General features: G+C 64.6%; 18 protein-coding genes. 3 read left to right on the top strand and 15 right to left on the bottom strand.

Translation table 11 applies throughout. The features are described from left to right. Nucleotides 1-48 precede the first annotated feature (48 nt). The 5 genes from BKX93_RS16965 to BKX93_RS16945 form a co-directional block, all read right to left on the bottom strand. On the bottom strand, nt 49-1113 hold the full coding sequence (locus BKX93_RS16965) for an ABC transporter substrate-binding protein (protein ID WP_046157453.1): 1065 nt from the start codon (nt 1111-1113) through the stop codon (nt 49-51). 148 nt (nt 1114-1261) lie between these two features. Continuing rightward, nucleotides 1262-2056 (bottom strand): ABC transporter permease, encoded by a 795-nt coding sequence (locus tag BKX93_RS16960; RefSeq protein ID WP_021477382.1) that lies wholly within the window; start codon nt 2054-2056, stop codon nt 1262-1264. Next, nucleotides 2049-2942 carry an ABC transporter permease gene (locus BKX93_RS16955; RefSeq protein ID WP_021477383.1) on the bottom strand — a complete coding sequence of 298 codons (894 nt, stop codon included), beginning with the start codon at nt 2940-2942 and terminating at the stop codon, nt 2049-2051. The genes BKX93_RS16960 and BKX93_RS16955 overlap by 8 nt, the downstream gene beginning before the upstream one ends. A 3-nt stretch (nt 2943-2945) precedes the next feature. Further along, nucleotides 2946-4031 carry an ABC transporter ATP-binding protein gene (locus BKX93_RS16950; protein WP_046166938.1) on the bottom strand — a complete coding sequence of 362 codons (1086 nt, stop codon included), beginning with the start codon at nt 4029-4031 and terminating at the stop codon, nt 2946-2948. Nucleotides 4032-4489: 458 nt separating this feature from the next. Next, entirely contained in the window at nt 4490-5101 is a 612-nt protein-coding gene (locus tag BKX93_RS16945) for an OmpW/AlkL family protein (RefSeq protein ID WP_046157451.1), read from the bottom strand. A gap of 143 nt (nt 5102-5244) precedes the next feature. Here BKX93_RS16945 and ubiD point away from each other — a divergent pair, with 143 nt between their 5' ends. Continuing rightward, a complete protein-coding gene (gene ubiD / locus BKX93_RS16940; RefSeq protein ID WP_070980683.1) occupies nt 5245-6720 on the top strand; it encodes a 4-hydroxy-3-polyprenylbenzoate decarboxylase in 1476 nt (491 codons plus the stop codon). Between the two features lie 57 nt (nt 6721-6777). Here the strand turns inward: ubiD and BKX93_RS16935 are convergent, their stop codons facing one another. From BKX93_RS16935 to BKX93_RS16925, 3 genes are all read right to left on the bottom strand, one after another. Then, entirely contained in the window at nt 6778-7347 is a 570-nt protein-coding gene (locus BKX93_RS16935; RefSeq protein ID WP_052729285.1) for a HutD/Ves family protein, read from the bottom strand. 69 nt (nt 7348-7416) lie between these two features. Beyond that, nucleotides 7417-7725 (bottom strand): hypothetical protein, encoded by a 309-nt coding sequence (locus BKX93_RS16930; protein ID WP_070980682.1) that lies wholly within the window; start codon nt 7723-7725, stop codon nt 7417-7419. Then, nucleotides 7722-9464 carry a M30 family zinc metallopeptidase gene (locus BKX93_RS16925; protein WP_070980680.1) on the bottom strand — a complete coding sequence of 581 codons (1743 nt, stop codon included), beginning with the start codon at nt 9462-9464 and terminating at the stop codon, nt 7722-7724. Before BKX93_RS16925 ends, BKX93_RS16930 begins: the two co-directional genes overlap by 4 nt. A 185-nt stretch (nt 9465-9649) precedes the next feature. On the opposite strand from BKX93_RS16925, the gene BKX93_RS16920 reads away from it, so the two are divergent. Next, a complete protein-coding gene (locus BKX93_RS16920) occupies nt 9650-10009 on the top strand; it encodes a YggL family protein (RefSeq protein WP_046157447.1) in 360 nt (119 codons plus the stop codon). A 100-nt stretch (nt 10010-10109) separates the two neighbouring features. Here BKX93_RS16920 and BKX93_RS16915 read toward each other — a convergent pair whose 3' ends face one another. The 6 genes from BKX93_RS16915 to BKX93_RS16890 all read right to left on the bottom strand — a co-directional run bounded on the left by BKX93_RS16915 (nt 10110) and on the right by BKX93_RS16890 (nt 15683). Then, complete coding sequence (locus BKX93_RS16915) at nt 10110-10709, bottom strand: YdcF family protein (RefSeq protein ID WP_046157446.1); 600 nt, start codon at nt 10707-10709, stop codon at nt 10110-10112. Between the two features lie 69 nt (nt 10710-10778). Further along, a complete protein-coding gene (locus BKX93_RS16910) occupies nt 10779-11018 on the bottom strand; it encodes a DUF2164 family protein (protein WP_021477392.1) in 240 nt (79 codons plus the stop codon). 80 nt (nt 11019-11098) lie between these two features. Further along, nucleotides 11099-12010 carry a hypothetical protein gene (locus tag BKX93_RS16905; RefSeq protein ID WP_200896015.1) on the bottom strand — a complete coding sequence of 304 codons (912 nt, stop codon included), beginning with the start codon at nt 12008-12010 and terminating at the stop codon, nt 11099-11101. A 359-nt stretch (nt 12011-12369) separates the two neighbouring features. Next, nucleotides 12370-12732 (bottom strand): hypothetical protein, encoded by a 363-nt coding sequence (locus tag BKX93_RS16900; RefSeq protein WP_070980678.1) that lies wholly within the window; start codon nt 12730-12732, stop codon nt 12370-12372. 140 nt (nt 12733-12872) lie between these two features. Next, the gene (aspA, locus tag BKX93_RS16895; protein ID WP_046166934.1) at nt 12873-14276 is read right to left on the bottom strand and encodes an aspartate ammonia-lyase; all 1404 of its coding nucleotides are present in this window, start codon (nt 14274-14276) and stop codon (nt 12873-12875) included. A 498-nt stretch (nt 14277-14774) separates the two neighbouring features. Next, the gene (locus tag BKX93_RS16890) at nt 14775-15683 is read right to left on the bottom strand and encodes a LysR substrate-binding domain-containing protein (RefSeq protein ID WP_070980677.1); all 909 of its coding nucleotides are present in this window, start codon (nt 15681-15683) and stop codon (nt 14775-14777) included. A 128-nt stretch (nt 15684-15811) separates the two neighbouring features. Here BKX93_RS16890 and BKX93_RS16885 point away from each other — a divergent pair, with 128 nt between their 5' ends. Next, nucleotides 15812-16366: a hypothetical protein gene (locus BKX93_RS16885; protein WP_070980675.1), complete on the top strand. Its 555-nt coding sequence runs from the start codon at nt 15812-15814 to the stop codon at nt 16364-16366. A gap of 35 nt (nt 16367-16401) precedes the next feature. On the opposite strand, the gene BKX93_RS16880 is transcribed toward BKX93_RS16885, so the two are convergent. Next, nucleotides 16402-18282: a polysaccharide biosynthesis protein gene (locus tag BKX93_RS16880; protein WP_070981872.1), complete on the bottom strand. Its 1881-nt coding sequence runs from the start codon at nt 18280-18282 to the stop codon at nt 16402-16404. Nucleotide 18283 lies beyond the last annotated feature (1 nt).

Below are 18283 nucleotides of genomic sequence, written 5' to 3'. Positions count from 1 at the left end.
AAAGGCCGGGAAACTTCCCGGCCTTTTTATTGGACAACGCGGATACGCTTATTTCAGCTTGATCTCGGACCACACCTTGTTCAGCTCGCGGCGATCCTTGGTGTTCAGATCATGCAGCTGCTGCAAGCGCGGCAGGTCGGTGGTGGTGGGGAAGATCGCCGGGATCTTGGTCAGCTCGGTCTTGACGAACTTGCCGGCGGCGGCGTTCGGATTGCCGTTGCCCATCTCGTTGGTCAGGCCGGCGGCATTCTTGCCGTCCAGCATGAAGTTGATGAACTTGTAGGCCAGGTCCTTGCGCGGCGCATCCTTCAACACCACGAAGTTGTCCAGCGACAGGGTATTGCCCTCCTTCTGCAGGCTGAAGTTCAGCGCGAAAGCGCGCTTGGCCTTCTTGGCGTCCTGCTGGGCCTGGAACATATCGTTGGAGTAGCCGAAGGCGACATAGATGTTGCCGACGGTCAGTTCCTTGATATAGGACTGGTTGTTGAAGGCGGCCCAGTACGGCTTGGCTTTCAGGATCACGTCGCGGGCGGCTTTCCAGTCGGCCGGATTGGTGGAGTTGGCCGGCTTGCCCAGGTACATCAGCGCGGCGGAGATCAGCTCGCGCTGCGAATCCAGCACGGTGACCTTGCCCTTGATCTTGGACAGCAGCGCCGGATCGAAGATCAGCGCCCAGCTGTTGACCTTGTCGCTCAGGCCCAGTTGCTTCAGCTTGGTCTCGTTGTAGCCGATCAGCGTGGTGGTGAACGCGTACGGGGCGGAGTACTTGTTGCCCTTGTCGAAGAAGCTGTTCAGGTAGCCCGGATTCAGGTTCTTGAAATTGGGCAGCTGGGCCTTGTCCAGCGGTTGGGCCTTGCCCTGCTTGATCAGCGCGTCGACGGCGAAGCCGGTCGGCACCACGATGTCGTAGCCCTTGGCGCCGGCGGCCAGCTTGGCCAGCAGCTCTTCGTTGTCGCCATAATAATCCTGCACCAGCTTGCACTTGCAATAGGCCTCGAAACTCTTGGCCGCGCTCTCGGACAGGTAGTTGTTCCAGTTGTACAGATGCAGCTCTTCGGCGGCGAACGCCTGGGTGGAGGCCGCCAGCGCCAGCAGCGCGAGGATCTTCTTCATTTCGTTTCCTTTGTATTGCACAGCTTGGTGGTACTACGAGTTAACCGGGAGACACCCCCTCGCGTCGCCCGGGTGCGGCGGCGACGGCAAGGCATTATGCTGCAACGCAAAACGCCTTGCCGCCGGATCGGCCTTTCGGCCTGGCGGCTCAGCCGTTGGCGCGCAAGGCGCTCGGCGAAACCTTGGAGGCGATGACGATCAACGCCAGCGTCAGCAGCATCAGCAAGGATGACACCGCGTTCACTTCCGGCGTCACCGCGATCTTGATCATCGAATAGATCTCCAGCGGCAGCATGCTGGCGCCGGCGCCGGCGGTGAAGAAGGTGATCACGAAGTCGTCGATCGACAGCGTGAACGCCATCAGCGCGCCGGCGATGATGCCGGGCTTGATCACCGGCAGCGTGATCAGGCGGAAGGCCTGGAACGGCGTGGCGCCCAGATCGCGCGCGGCTTCCACCAGGCTGTCGTCCATGCCCTGCATCCGCGCCCGCACCACGATGGCGACGAAGCCGATGCAGAAGGCGATGTGCGACAGCAGGATGGTGACGAAGCCCAGCTCCAGGATGCCGATCAGCTGGTTGACGATGACGAAGAAGATCACCAGCGACACTCCCATCAGCAGCTCGGGGATGGCGATCGGCGTCAGCACCAGGAAGGGCAGCAGCCTCAGCTTGTACTTATGCAGCGCGATGCCGGCCAGCGTGCCCAGAATGGTGGCGAAGAAACTGGCGATGATGCCGATCAGCAGCGAGTTGCCGGCCGCGGTCAGCATCTTCTCGTTGTGGAACAGCTTCTGGTACCACTTCAGCGTGAAGCCCACCCACTCGGCGTTCAGGCGCGAATCGTTGAACGAATACAGCACCACGATGACCAGCGGCAGGTACAGGAACAGATAGGTCAGGCCGGCCGAAGCCCACAGCCATTTGGATTGTTTCTTAGCCACGCGCCTTCCCCTTTCTGGCCACCGCGGCCCCCAGCACGGCGATCAGCAGCACGCCGCCGGTCAGCATGATCGACAGCACCGAACCGAACGGCCAGTCGCGGGTGTCCAGGATCTGTTGCTTGATCAGGTTGCCTATCATGATGGATTCGGTGCCGCCCAGGATATCCGGGATGGCGAACATGCCCAGCGCCGGGATGAACACCAGCGCCGAGCCGGCGAACACGCCGGGCAGGCTCAGCGGCCAGGTCACGCGCCAGAAGCGCTGCCAGGCGTTGGCGCCCAGATCCTGCGCGGCGTCCAGCAAGGCCATGTCGTGCTTTTCCAGGTTAGCGTACAGCGGCAGCACCATGAAGGGCAGATGCACGTACACCAGGCCGACGATAACCGCGAACGAGGTGAACAGCAGCCGCACCGGCTCGAAGCCCAGCGTAGTCAGCACCAGGTTCAGCGCCTTGGTGAACGCCGACTGCGGCCCCAGGATGATCATCCACGCGTAGATGCGGATCAGGAAGTTGGACCAGAACGGCAAGATCACCAACAGCAGCAGCAGATCGCGGTACTTCTTGCCGGAGCGGGCGATCAGCCAGGCCAGCGGGTAGGCCATCAGCAGGCAGACCACGGTGGTGGTCAGCGCGTAGCCGGCCGACTTGATGAACAGCTCGATGTACAGCGGCTCTTCCACCAGGCGGTGGAAATTGTCCAGGGTCAGCTCCCAGACGCGCTGGCCGTCCTCGATGGTGAACAGCGGCGCCAGGCCGCCGTAGTCGCCTGGCTGGCGGAACGCGGCCACCAGCATGATCAGCGACGGGATCAGGAAGAACAATACCAGATACAGCAAGGGGGGCCAGGACAGCGCCCACTTGCCGAAACGATCACGCATCGCCATCGCTTACTCCGTCAGGAAACTGCCGGCGTCGAAACGCCAGGCGACTTCGACCACGTCGCCGTCGTCGAAGAACTTGGCCACGCCGGGAATATTGTTGGGCTGCATCGCCTCCACCAACACGCCGTCGGCCACCTCCACCACGTAGAGGGTGACGTCGCCCAGGTACAGGCAATCATGGACGCGGCCCTTGAAATAGGCCTCGTCCGGCAGTTCCGGCAGCTCCTTGTCGAGCTTCACCTTCTCCGGCCGCAGCGCCAGCCAGCCCTGCTGGCCTTCCTTCACCCCCGGCACCGCCTGGCACTTGACGTCGCCGCAGCCCTTCAGCGCCACGGTCATGGCGTCGCCGTGCAAGGCCTTGACCTTGCCTTCCAGCACATTGCACTGGCCGAGGAAGTCGGCGACGAAGCGGTTCTTCGGATAGCTGTACAGCTTCTCCGGCGCGTCCAGCTGCTCCACCTTGCCGTGGCTCATCACCGCGATGCGGTGCGACAGCGCCAGCGCCTCGCCCTGATCGTGGGTGACGTAGACGAAGGTGATGCCCACCTCTTTCTGCAGATTGATCAGCTCGATCTGCATTTCCTCGCGCAGCTTGGCGTCGAGCGCGGACAACGGCTCGTCCAGCAGCAACAGGCGCGGACGATCCACCAGCGCGCGGGCGATGGCCACGCGCTGGCGCTGGCCGCCGGACATCTCGTGCGGGTAGCGGTCGCCGAACTGGGTCAGGCGCACGTCTTCCAGCAATTCGTCCACCTGGGCGGCGATCTTGCGCTTGTCCCACTTGGCCATTTTCAGCGGGAAGGCGATGTTCTCGCGCACCGTCATGTGCGGGAACAGCGCGTAGCTCTGGAACACGGTGTGCACCGGACGCTTCTCCGGCGCCACCTGCGACATGTCCTGGCCATCCAGCAGGATCTGGCCGGCATCCGGCTGCTCGAAACCGGCCAGCATGCGCAGCAAGGTGGTCTTGCCGCAGCCGGAGGGTCCCAGCAGGGTGAAGAACTCGCCCGCCTCGACCGACAGGCTGACGTCGTTGACAGCCGTGTAGTCGCCAAAGCGTTTGACCACGTTTTTGATTTCCAGGAGAGCCATCTATCTTCCCCGCCACGAAAAAGGGCGCCATTTTAACAAAAAATCGGTTTCCGGGGCCGCGAAAATCCCTTGTAAATTCAAGACCTCAGCTCACTTTTCCGCCTGGCGCGCCCGACAAGTCAAGCCGGCGGGATAAGTTGCTCTTTTCACTGATAAAAACCCGCGCGTCCCCTCTTCCGGATGACGCGAAAAACTTCGAATGGTTCTCATTGAAATGATGCATTTTGACAACAAACTTGTCTGAAACATGCGATTCATGTCGCCAAGCGCTGATTTTCATGTCGCCGCCGCGACAAATGCCCCGCCCTTTTCCAACCTGGCATGCCGATTCCGCGGATCAGCCAGCGGCCAGCATTGGCGACTTCCCCCGCGATGTCAATATCATCAATCGTTTACATTTCACCGCAATGCAAAAGGACGCCCGCAGGCGTCCTCGCATGACCGATGGTCCGGCTGGATCAGAACTTGGTGCCGACGCCGATGCCGAACACCCACGGATCGACATGCAGCGTGCCCAGCTTGGCGCCGCCGAGCTTGTCGGCGGTCACGTCGGTCTGGATCCACAGCTTCTTCACGTCCACGTTGACGAACCAGCTCTTGTTGATCGCGTAGTCGGCGCCGATCTGCAGCGCCGGGCCGAAGCTGTTGTTCTTCACGCTCAGCGGCGTGCCCAAGGCATTCAGCCCCGTGCTGTAGAAGCGGGTGTAGTTGATGCCGGCGCCGACATACGGACGGAAGGTCGCTTCCGGCGCGAAGTGGTATTGGGCGGTCAGCGTCGGCGGCAGCACGGATACTTTGCCGATATCCGCGCCGTTGGCGGTGATCTTGTGGCGGGAAGTGCCCAGGATCAGCTCGGCGCCGATATTGTTGGTGATCATGTAGGTGAAGTCGATTTCCGGCACCGTCGAGCTCTTGGCTTCGACATTCAGGCCCGGCACCAGGCCGGAATTGCTCCAGCTGCTGGACGGCGCGACATTGATCACGCGGAAACGTGCCAGAATGTCGCCTTGGGCGGCGAACGCGCCGGCGGACAGCATGCCGATCATGGCGGCGAGTGCGAGCTTCTTCATTTCTGTTCTCCAATGAGTCAAGTAATGCCGCCATGAACCATGCCGGCGTTGACAGCCATGCACGCCGGCAGTAGCGTGCGACGTCCGCAGGCAGATTATCCAAGCCCTTCCTCTCACACTTTGCGTCAGATCATGAAAAAGTCATGAAATATGCCGATCTACGGGAATTCATCGCCCAACTTGAACAAAAACAGCTGCTGAAGCGCATTAAGACGCCGGTATCGCCCCACCTGGAAATGACCGAAATCGGCGACCGGGTGCTGAAGGCCGGCGGCCCCGCGCTGCTGTTCGAACAACCGGTCCATGACGGCCGCCGCTACGACTTCCCGGTGCTGGCCAACCTGTTCGGCACGCCCGAGCGCGTGGCGATGGGCATGGGCGCGGAAGACGTGATGCAGCTCAGGGAGATAGGCAAGACGCTGGCCTATCTGAAGGAGCCGGAGCCGCCCAAGGGGTTGAAGGACGCCTGGGACAAGCTGCCGCTGTTGAAGCAGGTGCTGTCGATGGCGCCCAAGGAAGTGAAGAAGGCGCCGTGCCAGGACATCGTCAGGGAAGGAGAGGCGGTGGACCTCGGCAAGCTGCCGATCCAGCACTGCTGGCCCGGCGACGCCGCGCCGCTGATCACCTGGGGCCTGACCGTCACCCGCGGCCCCAACAAGAAGCGGCAGAACCTCGGCATCTACCGCCAGCAGGTGATAGGCAAGAACCGCGTGATCATGCGCTGGCTGGCCCACCGCGGCGGCGCGCTGGATTACCGCGAGTTCCGCCAGCAAAACCCGGATAAACCCTATCCGGTGGCGGTGGTGCTGGGCTGCGACCCGGCGACGATACTGGGCGCGGTGACCCCGGTGCCGGACACGCTGTCCGAATACCAGTTCGCCGGCCTGTTGCGCGGCAGCCGCACCGAACTGGTCCGGTGCATCGGCTCGGACCTGCAGGTGCCGGCCCGCGCGGAGATCGTGCTGGAAGGCCACATCCACCCCGACGACATGGCGATGGAAGGCCCCTACGGCGACCACACCGGCTACTACAACGAGCAGGACAGCTTCCCGGTGCTGACCATAGACCGGATCACGATGCGCGAGAATCCGATCTACCACAGCACCTACACCGGCAAGCCGCCGGACGAGCCGGCCATCCTGGGCGTGGCGCTGAACGAGGTGTTCGTGCCCATCCTGCAGAAGCAGTTTCCGGAGATCGTCGATTTCTACCTGCCGCCGGAAGGCTGCAGCTACCGGATGGCCATCGTCAGCATCAAGAAGCAGTACCCCGGCCACGCCAAGCGGGTGATGATGGGTTGCTGGAGCTTCTTGCGCCAGTTCATGTACACCAAGTTCATCGTGGTGGTGGACGACGACGTGAATACTCGGGACTGGAAGGAAGTGATCTGGGCGATCACCACCCGGATGGACCCGGTGCGCGACACCACGCTGATCGACCACACGCCGATCGACTATCTGGACTTCGCCAGCCCGATCTCCGGCCTGGGCGGCAAGATGGGCCTGGACGCCACCAACAAGATGCCGGGCGAGACCAACCGCGAATGGGGCACGCCCATCGTGATGGACGACGCGGTCAAGGCGCGCGTCGACGCCTTGTGGAGCGAGCTGGGGCTGTAACGCCCGCCGCCAAGCAAAAGCCGGGTATGTCTGGCTTTTTTTCATGCCCGCGCGGCGTCACGCCGGCAAGCGATGGACGATGGCCAGCCAGCCGACGGCTCCGCCGCTTGCGCTGAGGGCGACGGCCTCGTTCTCCAACAGCAGCAGGCCGCCATCCGGCAGCGCCTCTCCGCCGCAGTTCCACGCGCCGCGCTGCAGATACAGCAAGACCAGGTCGGCGGCCGCCAGCCGCACCGCGTCCCCATCCGCCGGCGACAGCCGCTCCAGATCGCCGCGCCCCCAGTCGCGCGCCAGCATCAGATTGCAATCGCGCAAGGCTCCGCCCAGCAGCCGGCACTGGATGCCGATCTCGCCGGTGAAAGCCACCACCTGGCCCGGCGCGTCCAGCGTCAGCCGGCGGCCATCGGCCAGGCTCAGTTCCATGCCCTCGCCTTCCAGCAGGCCCAGTTGGCGGTCCACCCCGGCGAAATGCGAAAACGGCCCGCCCTCCGCCACTTCGGCGATGGACATCCGCACGGCGAACGCGTCGCGCCGCTGCGGATGCGGCAGCCGGAACAGCTCGCGGGTGCGGCCGCCGCCATTGGCCCACGGCATGTCCAGAAAACTCTGCGGGCTCAATACGCGCATGCGGACTCCTGAAAAAATGAACGCCCATCCAGCATGATGCCGGATGGGCGTTCCGCTGAACAGCCGCGCTCAGCGCTCGGCTTCAGCGCCTTGCAAAATCACCTCCCTGCCGTACACCGGGCTTTCGGCGTAGCCGGCCGCCCGGTAGCGGATGGAATGGCCCAGCTGGCGGCGCAGCTGTTTCAGCGCCGCCTGGTCCAGCCCCTTGCCCGGCTCCGCTGGTCGTATCGCCAGCACCGCGCCGTCGCTGCGCTCTATCCCCAGCTTCACCAGCGGATAGGCGCCCACTTCCACCAGCACGCCGCGCTCCCAGGGCTGGCCGCCCATCGCCAGCAGCGAGGGCAGCAGGGCCAGCAGCCACAGCGCGCGCCACGTCACGGCTTCACCAGCAACAGATGGCTATTCGCCGGCACGGTGATCCGGGCCGCGCCGCGCGATACCGACAAGGCCTGGCGCCAGGTTTCCTTGCTGCTGTCGTTGCGCCAACCCACGTCGGATGCCTGGAAGCGCACCGCCGGCAGCGCCAGCGTCTTGCCGGCCGGGAAATACTGGTTGGCCGGCAGGGTGATGGTCTTGGCCGGGAAGCCGAAGCCCGCCACGTCCTGGCTATAGGCGCCCAGCCCCAGCGTGGTGGTCAGCCGCTGCAGCAGGCTGCTGTAATCGCCGCCGCCCACCGCGCGCAATCCGTCGTTCAAAGCGCTCTCTCCCTTGCTGGGGCCGGTCACCCACGGCTTCATCACGCCGGGGCCGAACTGGTGCAGCATCTGCATGCCCAGCGCCAGCGCCTTCGGATAGCAAGTGTAATCGTCGGCGGCGACGCTCCAACCCTTCAGATTGCACGCCGGCTTGGCCAGGAACTGCTCGAAATCGCCGCGCGGACGCAGGTCCGGATGCGAGTTGGCGTCGCGGCCGCGGCCGCCGGTGTAGGTATCGGCCGACACCAGGTAGCCCATGGTCTGGGCCGCCAGCTCGTTCTCCCACACCGTGGTCGGCGCCGAGCCCGGCTTCTGGCGCAGGATCTTGTTGTAAGCGTACAGCACGTGCAGGTACTCGTGCGCCATCGTCGACAGCGCCAGACTCGGGCCGTTGTCCTTCATCGACCAGTTGCCCGGGCTGTCGGCCTTGGCGAAAGTGTCCAGATCGATGAAGGTCACCAGCGCCTGGTTGCTCTTGCCGATCACGTCGGCGCAGTCGGCGTCGCCCTGGCACATGCTGGCCGCGGCTGAAGCCAGCAGCGCGTTGGTCCAGCGCACGTAGCCGAGCAGGCGGCCGCCGCTGGTCTTGGCCGGATCGTTGAGCCGGCTCAGCACCAGGTGCACGTCCTTGGTGTCGCCGGGCAGGGCCAGGCTGCGCCAGCTCGGGTGGATGTCGTTGCCCCAGGGCTCGCTGACCACGCTGGCTTCCAGCGGATAGACGCTGTTGGCGAAACGCTCCGCCAGCGCGTCGGCCTGGGTGTTGTCGACACTCACGTCCAGGCCGCCCTGGCCCCAGACATAGACCTTGCCGCCGCCGTTGGGCAGATCGCGCACCGCTTTCAGCGTGGTGGGGCTGTCGCCGTCCATGTCATGCCAGGTGCGCGCGTCGCCCAGCGCGTAGGCTTGCTGCTGCAGCGCGGCCTGCGCGCCGCTCAATTTGGCCGAATGCTGCAATTGCAGCCGTTGCAGCGCGCCGTTGCGGCTGTTCTTCGCCACCGCGTTCAGCACCGCCTGGCTCTCGGCCTCCAGGCGGTCCGCCACTTCACGGTCGGTGCCGCGCAGGCCGCTGCCGGAAAGCTTGAACTGGGTGGAGGTATCGCCGCCGCTGACGCGGACCAGCTCGGCCTGCCAGGCCGAGGTCACCGGGCCGGCGACTTGCAGCGTCTGGTCGCGGCCGGTGGTGTTGCTGTAACGGTAGACCGAGCCCGATGCCGCACCGCCGGCGCTGGCCGGCAACTTGCAGCTGCCGCCCGCGCAATCCAGCGTGCCGACCTCGACTCCGCTGGCGCTGCGCTGGTAAAAAGCGACCGAAGGCGCGCCGCCCGATCCGCTGTCGGCGGACGAGCTCCCGCCGCCGCCGCACGCGGTCACCATTACGCTCAGGATCACGGAAGCCAGGACTGTCTTTTTGATCTCTTTCATCACTTTGTCGTCTTTTTGTGGTTAATTTCTGAATACAATCTTGATATTAGCCACACGACATAAATCAACACAATGTCAATTTATTACAATTAATCGTCGGACAAATGCCGTCGCCTAGGCGGCTGAAGCGTCTCCATCCGGCAAACCTGCTATCATTCAGCGCATTTTCCGAACAAGGATCTACCATGGCATTCCTGCGCAACCCCAACTCCGCTCAAAGACTGAAACGGTTGAACGCCCGCCAGCGCAAGAAAATGCGCGTAGGCGAGTTCCGCGAGCTGGGTTTCCACCTGGTGGCCGAACTGCACGATGGCGCGGATGCCGACGCGCTGCTGGACGGCTGGCTGACCCGCTTCGACGAAGCCGGCATCAGCTTCGGCGGCCATTTCGACGGCAAGAACCGCCTGGAAGGCGTGGCCTTCCCGATCAGCGGCGTGCAGATCGACGAAGCGCTTCGCGGTGATCTGGTGGCCTGGCTGCAGGGCCGCGCCGAAGTGAAGTCGCTGGAAGCCAGCGAGCTGATCGATCTGTGGCACGCCGCCTGAGGCTTGCTCCAGCTGTGAAAAAGCCGGCGATCGCCGGCTTTTTTCTTGCCCGCCCGACTTATTCACAAGATCAGGCGGAAATCGTTTTTATCCACAGAGTTCATGACAGCTGCCGGAATACCCGGTAGCCGACGTAAAGCCAAGTCTCGCGCGCGAGAAAACGCGACCAGCTGGCCAGCGTGCGGAAACGGCTGGACTGGGTGGGCGCCGGAGAGGCGCGCAGGCCCAAGTCGCCGGCCATCAGCACCGCGCGCCGCATATGCAGCGGATCGCTGACTAAAAGATAGGAGCGGATGCCGAACTGGCTGCCCAGATCCCGGGCGTTGGACAGGTTCTGCCAGGTGGTGCGCGACTGGTTCTCCACCAGCATCGCCGTCATCGGCACGCCCTGCCGGGCGGCGAACTCGCGCCCGACGTCCGCTTCGGCCGGATAGCCCGGCTCCGGCGTGCCGCCGGTGAACACGATCCAGCGCACCTTGCCGCTCTGGTACAGCTTGACCGCGTGGTTGATGCGCTCGCGGAACACCGGCGAAGGCTTGCTGCCCCAGGCGGCGGCGCCCAACACCAGCGCGGCGTCGGCAGACGGCACGTCTTCGCCGCTGCCGTAGTCGACGATGCTCCACGCGACATAGGCGAAGCCCAGCACCACCAGCAGAACCGCCAGCAGGAAGCCTCTTATCATCAAGCGCAAGTAGAGCATCGGCACCGCAAGAAAAGGAAAGGGATAAGCGATTGTAACCTCAATGCCGCCGCCGCGGGCAGCCCCGGGCTAACGTTCCAGTTCCCAGATCGCCGCTTGCAGGGTTTCCATCCGCGCCGCCAGCGCGGTCTGCGCATCCTGCAAGGCCTTGTTGTAGATGTCCCGTCCCATCTTGTCAGCCAGGAAGTCCAGCAGGAAGCGGGCGTCGAAACTGCCGACCTCCAGCCCCAGCTGGTCGGACAGGTATTGCTGCAATTGCGGCGCCAGCTGTTGCAGCTGCTGCTCGCTGAGGAGAAATTGGGTCGCCATCGTCGCATCCGGGTAAAAAAAGCGATTATGGCATGGAGAGCGCGGCTGCCGGCATAGCGGGCGGCTGCCGCGACGCCGGATCAGGGCTCCTGGCACACCGTTTCAGGATGGCGAGGATCGCACTGCGAATTCCAGCTCCAGCTCAGCGCCTGCTCTTCGTTGACCTTCAGCCCCAAGGCGAAAGCGGGGGACGACAGGCTCAGACTCAAGAGCTCGCTTGCCGCGTTGGAATACATGCCTGGATCCTGATTGACCGGCAGCACCTGCAGATAATTGCCCAGGCGCAGGGTGATCTGGCTATTGCCCAGCAAGTAGCGGAAGTTGTCCTGCACATAGCGCCCGACCGGGAAAGTCCTCCCATCCGGCAGGGAAACCACCTTGTCGGCGGGAACCAGCCTGTTCAGCCCGCTCAGCAGGTTCTGGCCGGGCTTGTACAGCAGCGCATCCTTGACCTGTGCCAGGCTGGCCTGCACGCCGCTCTGGATCGCGCTGTCGATCTTGCCTTCAGCCTTGTTGATCAATACATCGCCGACCACCGGCAGAATCCAGCTCAGGTTCGAATCGCAATCGGTGGAGGAGGACGTCGTCGCGGTCATGCCTGCCTTGCCTGCGGCCATGCTGCCGTCGGCGGTGCCGTACTGAGCGGTGAGGACCATATTGCTCAGCGTCAGGGTATTGGTGCAGCTGTAGTTGATGACCCCGAGCTTGCGGCCGGAGTACCGGTTGCGCACTTGGTAGTTGAGTCCGGACAGGCTGATGTAGGCCACGCCGCTGGCATCCGGGCGTATCGTCACCTGCGCGTTGCCGCTGACCGTCCCGCTCAGAAAAGTGGCGCCGTTCTGCGACACCAGCTGCGCCACCCGCCCATTCAGTCCCTGTTGCAGGATATTCGGCGTCTTCATCAGTTCCGATACCGCCTGCCAGACCGGGCCGCCCTTGCTGGCATCCTCCCGGTAGCTGAGCGCGCCGCCGCCGTAATTGAGCGTAGTCACGAACTGATCCGAAATGATTCTGGGAGTCCAGTCCGCTTGCGCGCTGCCAGCGGCAAGCAGAATGGCGATTGATAGGATTGAACGCATGACATTCCTTGGATTAGCCAGCCATCTAGATTGTAATGCGCCGCGCAGTGGCTGAATCTGCCCGACTGTTGTGATTAGTCGGTTAGATTAATGCACAAGCCAATAAATTACAATGACATAAAAAATGACTAAAACGCAGCGCTAAAACAACAGATCCAAGCCATTCAAAACCAGACCAAGCGTGAAGTCCGGGCTCATGCGGCAGCGAATGGAATGTCGATGATGCATCGTTCAGGCCAAGCCCGGGGCAGGAGATCAGGAAACAGAGAATGCTACAGCCGCGACCACTCCCGTCCCAATCGCAACAAGCCTTGCTGCACCGCGCGCTGGCTGCGCTGCAGGCAATCCCGCCACGGCTCGCGCTCGCCTCCCCGCCGCGGCCAGTGCCGGCAGACCTGCTCGAGCAGCTCGAACCTCGACGGACAGCTGTCGTAGCACAACGCGATGCCGTCGGCGCAGCTTCTCCTGGCCAGGCGCGCCAGCTTGTCCTGCAGCGGCGCCGGGCTGAGGCAGACGCGGGCGCCGTGGAACAGGCCTGAACGCCAGAAACGCTGCTGGCAGCGCCAGTCGTCCAGCAGGCAGAACCAGGCCCGGGCAGGAAATTCGATACTCCACCACCAGGCGGGATGATTCATCGCGCGCTCCATTTTGTGCGGTGCACAATAACCGTTATACCCCCATCGGAACGCCGCCGCCAGCCGCTTGTGACGCGTATAAAAAAACCGGCGCACGCGGCGCCGGCAAGCACGAGTCGAACAAAGGATGGGAAAACGGTTTACAGCGTCACCCAGCGCGGCCGGGTCAGCATGTCCGGCTGCAGGATGTCGTCCAGCTGCTCGCGGGTGAGCAGTCCATGGGCCAGCACCACCTCGGCCACGCTGCTGCCATTGGCGTGCGCCTCGGCGGCGACGCGGGTGGCGGCCTCGTAGCCGATCACCGGGTTCAGCGCGGTCACCAGGCCGATCGAGCTTTCCACGCTCAGGCGCAGACGCTCGCGGTTGGCGGTGATGCCTTTGACGCAGTGCTCGGTCAGCGTGTCGCAGGCGTTGGCCAGGTGGCCGGCGCTGCGGAACAGGCTGTAGGCGATAACCGGCTCGAAGGCGTTCAGCTGCAACTGGCCGGCCTCGGCGGCCATGGTGATGGTGACGTCGTTGCCGATCACTTCGTAGGCCACCTGGCTCACCACTTCCGGGATCACCGGATTGACCTTGCCCGGCATGATGGACGAGCCGGCCTGGCGCGCCGGCAGATTGATCTCGCCGAAGCCGGCGCGCGGGCCGGACGACAGCAGGCGCAGGTCGTTGCAGGTCTTGGACAGCTTGACCGCGGCGCGTTTGATCACGCCGGACAGCTGGACGAAGGCGCCGCAGTCCTGGGTGGCTTCGATCAGGTTGGGCGCGGTGATCAGCTGGCTGCCGATCAGCTCGGACAGGTGCAGGCACACCAGCCGGGCGTAGTCCGGATGGGCGGTGATGCCGGTGCCGATCGCGGTGGCGCCGAGATTGATTTCCAGCATCAGGGCGCTGGCTTCCTTCAGCCGCTGCTCGTCCTCGCCCAGCATCACGGCGTAAGTCTGGAATTCCTGGCCCAAGGTCATCGGCACCGCGTCCTGCAGCTGGGTGCGGCCCATCTTCAGGATGTCCTTGAACTCCTCCGCCTTGTCCGCGAAAGCCTTGCGCAGCGTTTCCATCCGCGACACCAGCTTCAGCACGCCCCAGAAGGCGGCCAGGCGCAGCGCGGTGGGGTAGACGTCGTTGGTGCTCTGGCACAGATTGACGTGCTCGTTCGGGTGCAGGTGCTGGTACTCGCCCTTGGCATGGCCCAGCAGCTCCAGCGCGCGGTTGGCGATCACCTCGTTGGCGTTCATATTGGTGGAGGTGCCGGCGCCGCCCTGGATCACGTCGACGACGAACTGGTCGTGCAGCTTGCCGGCGCGGATCTCCTCGCAGGCGTCGACGATGGCCTGGGCCAGTTTAGGGTCGAGGATGCCGAGGTCGCGGTTGGCCTGGGCGGCGGCTTGCTTGATGCAGGCCAGCGCGCGGATCAGGTCGCCGTAGCCGGCGATGGTCTGGCCGGTGATCGGGAAATTCTCGATGGCGCGCAGCGTGTGCACGCCCCAGTAAGCGTCGGCCGGCACGTCGCGGTTGCCGAGCAGGTCGTGTTCGATACGGGTGGACATCTGGAGGGTCTCCTCAAGGCGGCCGTCATGCGCGGCCTGGAATGCCCCGCACTGTATGCCTGCCCCGGAAGCTTGGCCAATTCCGAATGGCGATGGGGTCATGCAGGAAATGCATAACCTTGGACCGGCCTTGTCTGGCGCGGCTTTGCCTTAGATCCTGTTTACGATCTTCATCGTGTTGAATCCGCTGCGCGGATGATGATTTTCATAGCCGGGGCTGCCCGGCGGACAGGGAGGGGATATTTGTTTGGCCAAATATCCCTTCCACCCCTAAAAGCCACCCTGCAAGCCTGGCCTGCGGCTCCCCGCCGGAACCCGTCAGGCCCGAGGCGCGGCTGAACTCGTCCCGCGCTAACGTCGCGGGGCTCAAACAGACAGCCGCTTAAAACCTCGGGCCTGCCACCCGGCGGCAAGCTTGAAGGGATTGGGGGTACATCGAATACGCGATTTCTTGCAAGCCAAGCCTGGGAGCCCAGGCAAAAGATCGTAAACAGGTTCTTAGACTTCCGGGTAACGCTCGGCCAGGTAGTCCCACAAGTCCTTCAACGCCGCGCGGCCGCGGCGGTGGTCGCAGTACAGCCTGACCTCCATCTCCACGCTCCATTCGTCGCTTCCGGCCCCCGCCAGCCGGCCGGCCTCGCACTCCGCCGCCACCGAGCTCTCCGGCAGGAAGGCCAGGCCGTGCCCGGCCAGCGCCATCTGCTTCAGCCCTTCCGCCATATCGGTCTCGTAGCGCAACGACAGATGCGCCGGCTCCGGGCCGCCGACCAGCAACAAGTCGCTCATCAGCCGGAAATAAGCATTGCTGGCGTAGCCGAGGAAAGGCAGCGGCGCGTCGGCTGAACCGGGCAGCGCGTAGCGCGCCGCGCCGCCATCGGCCGCTGCGTACGGCCGCAGCCGCTCCACGCCCAGCCGCAGGCCGCCGTAACGCGCGTCGTGCAGCTCCACCGGCTGCTTTGGATGGTGGTAGCACATCAGCAGGTCGCTGCCGCCCTCGACGAATGCCAGCACCGCGTCGTGGACGTTGCTGGCCTGCAGCCGGCAGGACAGCCGGCCGAAGCCGGCCTCTACCTCGGTCAGCCACTTGGGAAAATACGAGAACGACAGCGTATGCGGCACCGCGAATTCCAGCGTGCCCTGCGGCAAGGGCTGCAAGCCGCGCAGCATGGTGCGGGTGGTGTTGAGCTGGGCCAACAGCGGCACCGCCTGCTCGCGCAGCAGCTTGCCGGCGGCGGTGAGCTTGGTGGGATAGGTGGTGCGGTCTATCAGGTCCGCTCCCAGCCAGCTCTCCAACGCGCGGATGCGGCGCGAGAACGCCGGCTGCGTCAGATGGCGCAGCTCGGCCGAGCGGGTGAAGCTGCCGGTATCGGCCAAAACCAGGAAGTCTTCCAGCCAGCGGGTTTCCATCGGCGCTCGTCCAGATTCGGGATGCCCAATGTTACACCGGCGCGGCGTGGACCGTCCTTGCGCGCCGCGCACAAAATGCCAACACTTCCGCCTTTGACGCAGGCTTCTCATCGGTGCACATTGCAAGCATGCGCTCTCTTATCCTTCTCCCTCACCAGCGACCCTGGACCGGCCGCGCGCTGGCGGTCGGCGCCAGCGGCCTGTTGCACCTGCTGGCGCTGCTGTGGCTGCAAACCGGGCAGAGTTCTCCCGCTTCGATCGATCAACCGCCGCTGCGGATCAAGATACTGCCCATCACCCTGGCGGCCGAAGCGCCCGCCGCGCCAATCCATGCGCGCGCGGCTGCTGCCGGACGCCCCTCTCCCCGCATCGCAGCCCCTTCCCATCCGCGGGCGGCCGGCCACGCATCCCGACCGTCCCGGCCGGACCGCCGCGGAGCCAGCGCGGGAAGCGGCGAGGCGCGCGTCACCATCGAGGGGCTGCGCCAGCAGATGCGCCGCCTGGCGCCGGAGAACCCGAACGCCAAGCCGCTGCCCGAAAACCCGGAGAAAGCCCGTCTCGCGCGCGGCATAGACCGGGCGGAGCGCGCCGATTGCAAGAAGGCCTACGCCGGCCTGGGCCTGTTGGCCGCGCCGATGCTATTGAAAGACGCGCTGGATAAAGACAACGGCTGCAAGTGGTAGCTTGCAGCCGTCGATAAAAGCGGAAAGGCGCGGAATCAGCCCTGCAGCGTCACCCAGTCCTGGGTGGCCTCTGCGGCCTGGAACTCGTGCACCGCCTCCCGCATCAGCGCGAACGCCGCCGGCGCGTCCAGCCTTTGGCAGGCATCCGACAGGCGGGCCAGCAGCGACGCCATTTCCTCTTCGGACAAATGGTACTCCTGGGCGCGCATGATGCGGGCGTGGTCGGTGGCCAGCACGTTGTCGCCGATCAGCAGCTCCTCGTACAGCTTTTCTCCCGGACGCAGGCCGGTGACGCGGATTTCGATGTCGCCGCCCGGCTGGTTCTCGTCCTTCACTTCCAGTCCGGACAAATGCACCATGCGCCGCGCCAGTTCGATGATCTTCACCGGCTCGCCCATGTCCAGCACGAACACGTCGCCGCCGTCGCCCATCGCGCCGGCCTGGATCACCAGCTGCGCCGCTTCCGGTATGGTCATGAAGTAACGCGTGATGTCGGCGTGGGTCAGCGTGATCGGGCCGCCGGCCTTGATCTGGCGGCGGAACAGCGGCACGACGGAGCCGGAGCTGCCCAGCACATTGCCGAAGCGCACCATCACGAAGCGGGTGCGGCTGCCGCGCGCGTGGCGGGTTTGCAGCGTCAGCTCGGCCAGGCGCTTGGTGGCGCCCATCACATTGGTCGGACGCACGGCCTTGTCGGTGGAAATCAGCACGAAGGTGTCGACGCCGCAGTCCTCCGCCGCGCGGGCTGTGGTGTCGGTGCCGAAGGCATTGTTGACGATGCCGGCCACCGGGTTGTGCTCCACCATCGGCACGTGCTTGTAAGCGGCCGCGTGGTACACCGTTTCCACCTGGAAGGCGCGCATCGCCTGGGTCAGCCGCGCGTAGTCGGTGACCGAGCCCAGCAGCGGCGTGCGCGGAATCCGCGGCGCGATCTGCGCCAGCTCCTGGTCTATGCTGTACAGCGCGAACTCGGACAATTCGAACAGCACGATGCGCGCCGGACGGTTCTTGACGATCTGCCGCGCCAGCTCGGAGCCGATGGAGCCGCCGGCGCCGGTGACCATCACCACCTTGTCGCGGATATTGCGCGCCAGCAATTCGGCCTTGGGCGGCACCGGCTCGCGGCCCAGCAGGTCTTCGATATCGACTTCCTTCAGCTCTTCCACCCGCGCTTCGCCGGACACCAGGTCGGCCATGCCGGGCAGGCGCTTGATCGGCACCCGTAGTTTCTCAAGCGATTCCAGCACCTCGCGCTGGCGGCCGCGGCCCACCGACGGCATCGCCAGCAGGATGCACTTGGCCTGGGTGTCCTTGATCAGCGCCGGCAGCTCCTCCGGCGCGTGGACCGCCACGCCGCGGTAGGTGCGGCGGTGCAGATCGGGATTGTCGTCGACGAAGGCCATCGGCCGGTACTCGCGGCCGGCCTGCAAGGCCAGCATCAGTTGCAGGCCCGCCTGGCCTGCGCCGTAGATGATCACCGGATCGCGCGGCGCCTCGGTGGCGTCGATGCGCCGCACCAGGCCCCGCAGCAGGAAGCGGCTGCCGCCGATATAGGCCATCGCGAACACCCAGAAGATGACCACCGACGCGCGCGGCATCGCCCAGACGTGGGCCATCTGGATCACCGCCTGCAACACCAGCACCGACAGTGTCACGCCGCTGAACACGGTGAATATGATCTTGTCATCCAGGTACTTCAGCACCGCGCGGTACAGGCCCAGCTTGATGAAGATGGGGATGGCCCACAGCGGCGGCACGATGAAGATCCACAGGTGCGGATTGAGCTTGGGGTCCCAATAGCCGCCCAGGCGCAGGAACACCGCGCTCCACAGCGCCAGCGGCAGCAGCAGCGCGTCCATCAGCGCCAGCATCGCCATCTTGTTGTGGCGGGAGAAGGCTAACAGCTTTTCAAACATG

This window comes from Chromobacterium vaccinii, assembly GCF_001855275.1.
In the GTDB taxonomy this organism is placed as follows: Bacteria; Pseudomonadota; Gammaproteobacteria; order Burkholderiales; family Chromobacteriaceae; genus Chromobacterium; species Chromobacterium vaccinii.
Note: the sequence above shows the minus strand (reverse complement) of the source record. Positions and strands in the feature narration are given on the sequence as shown.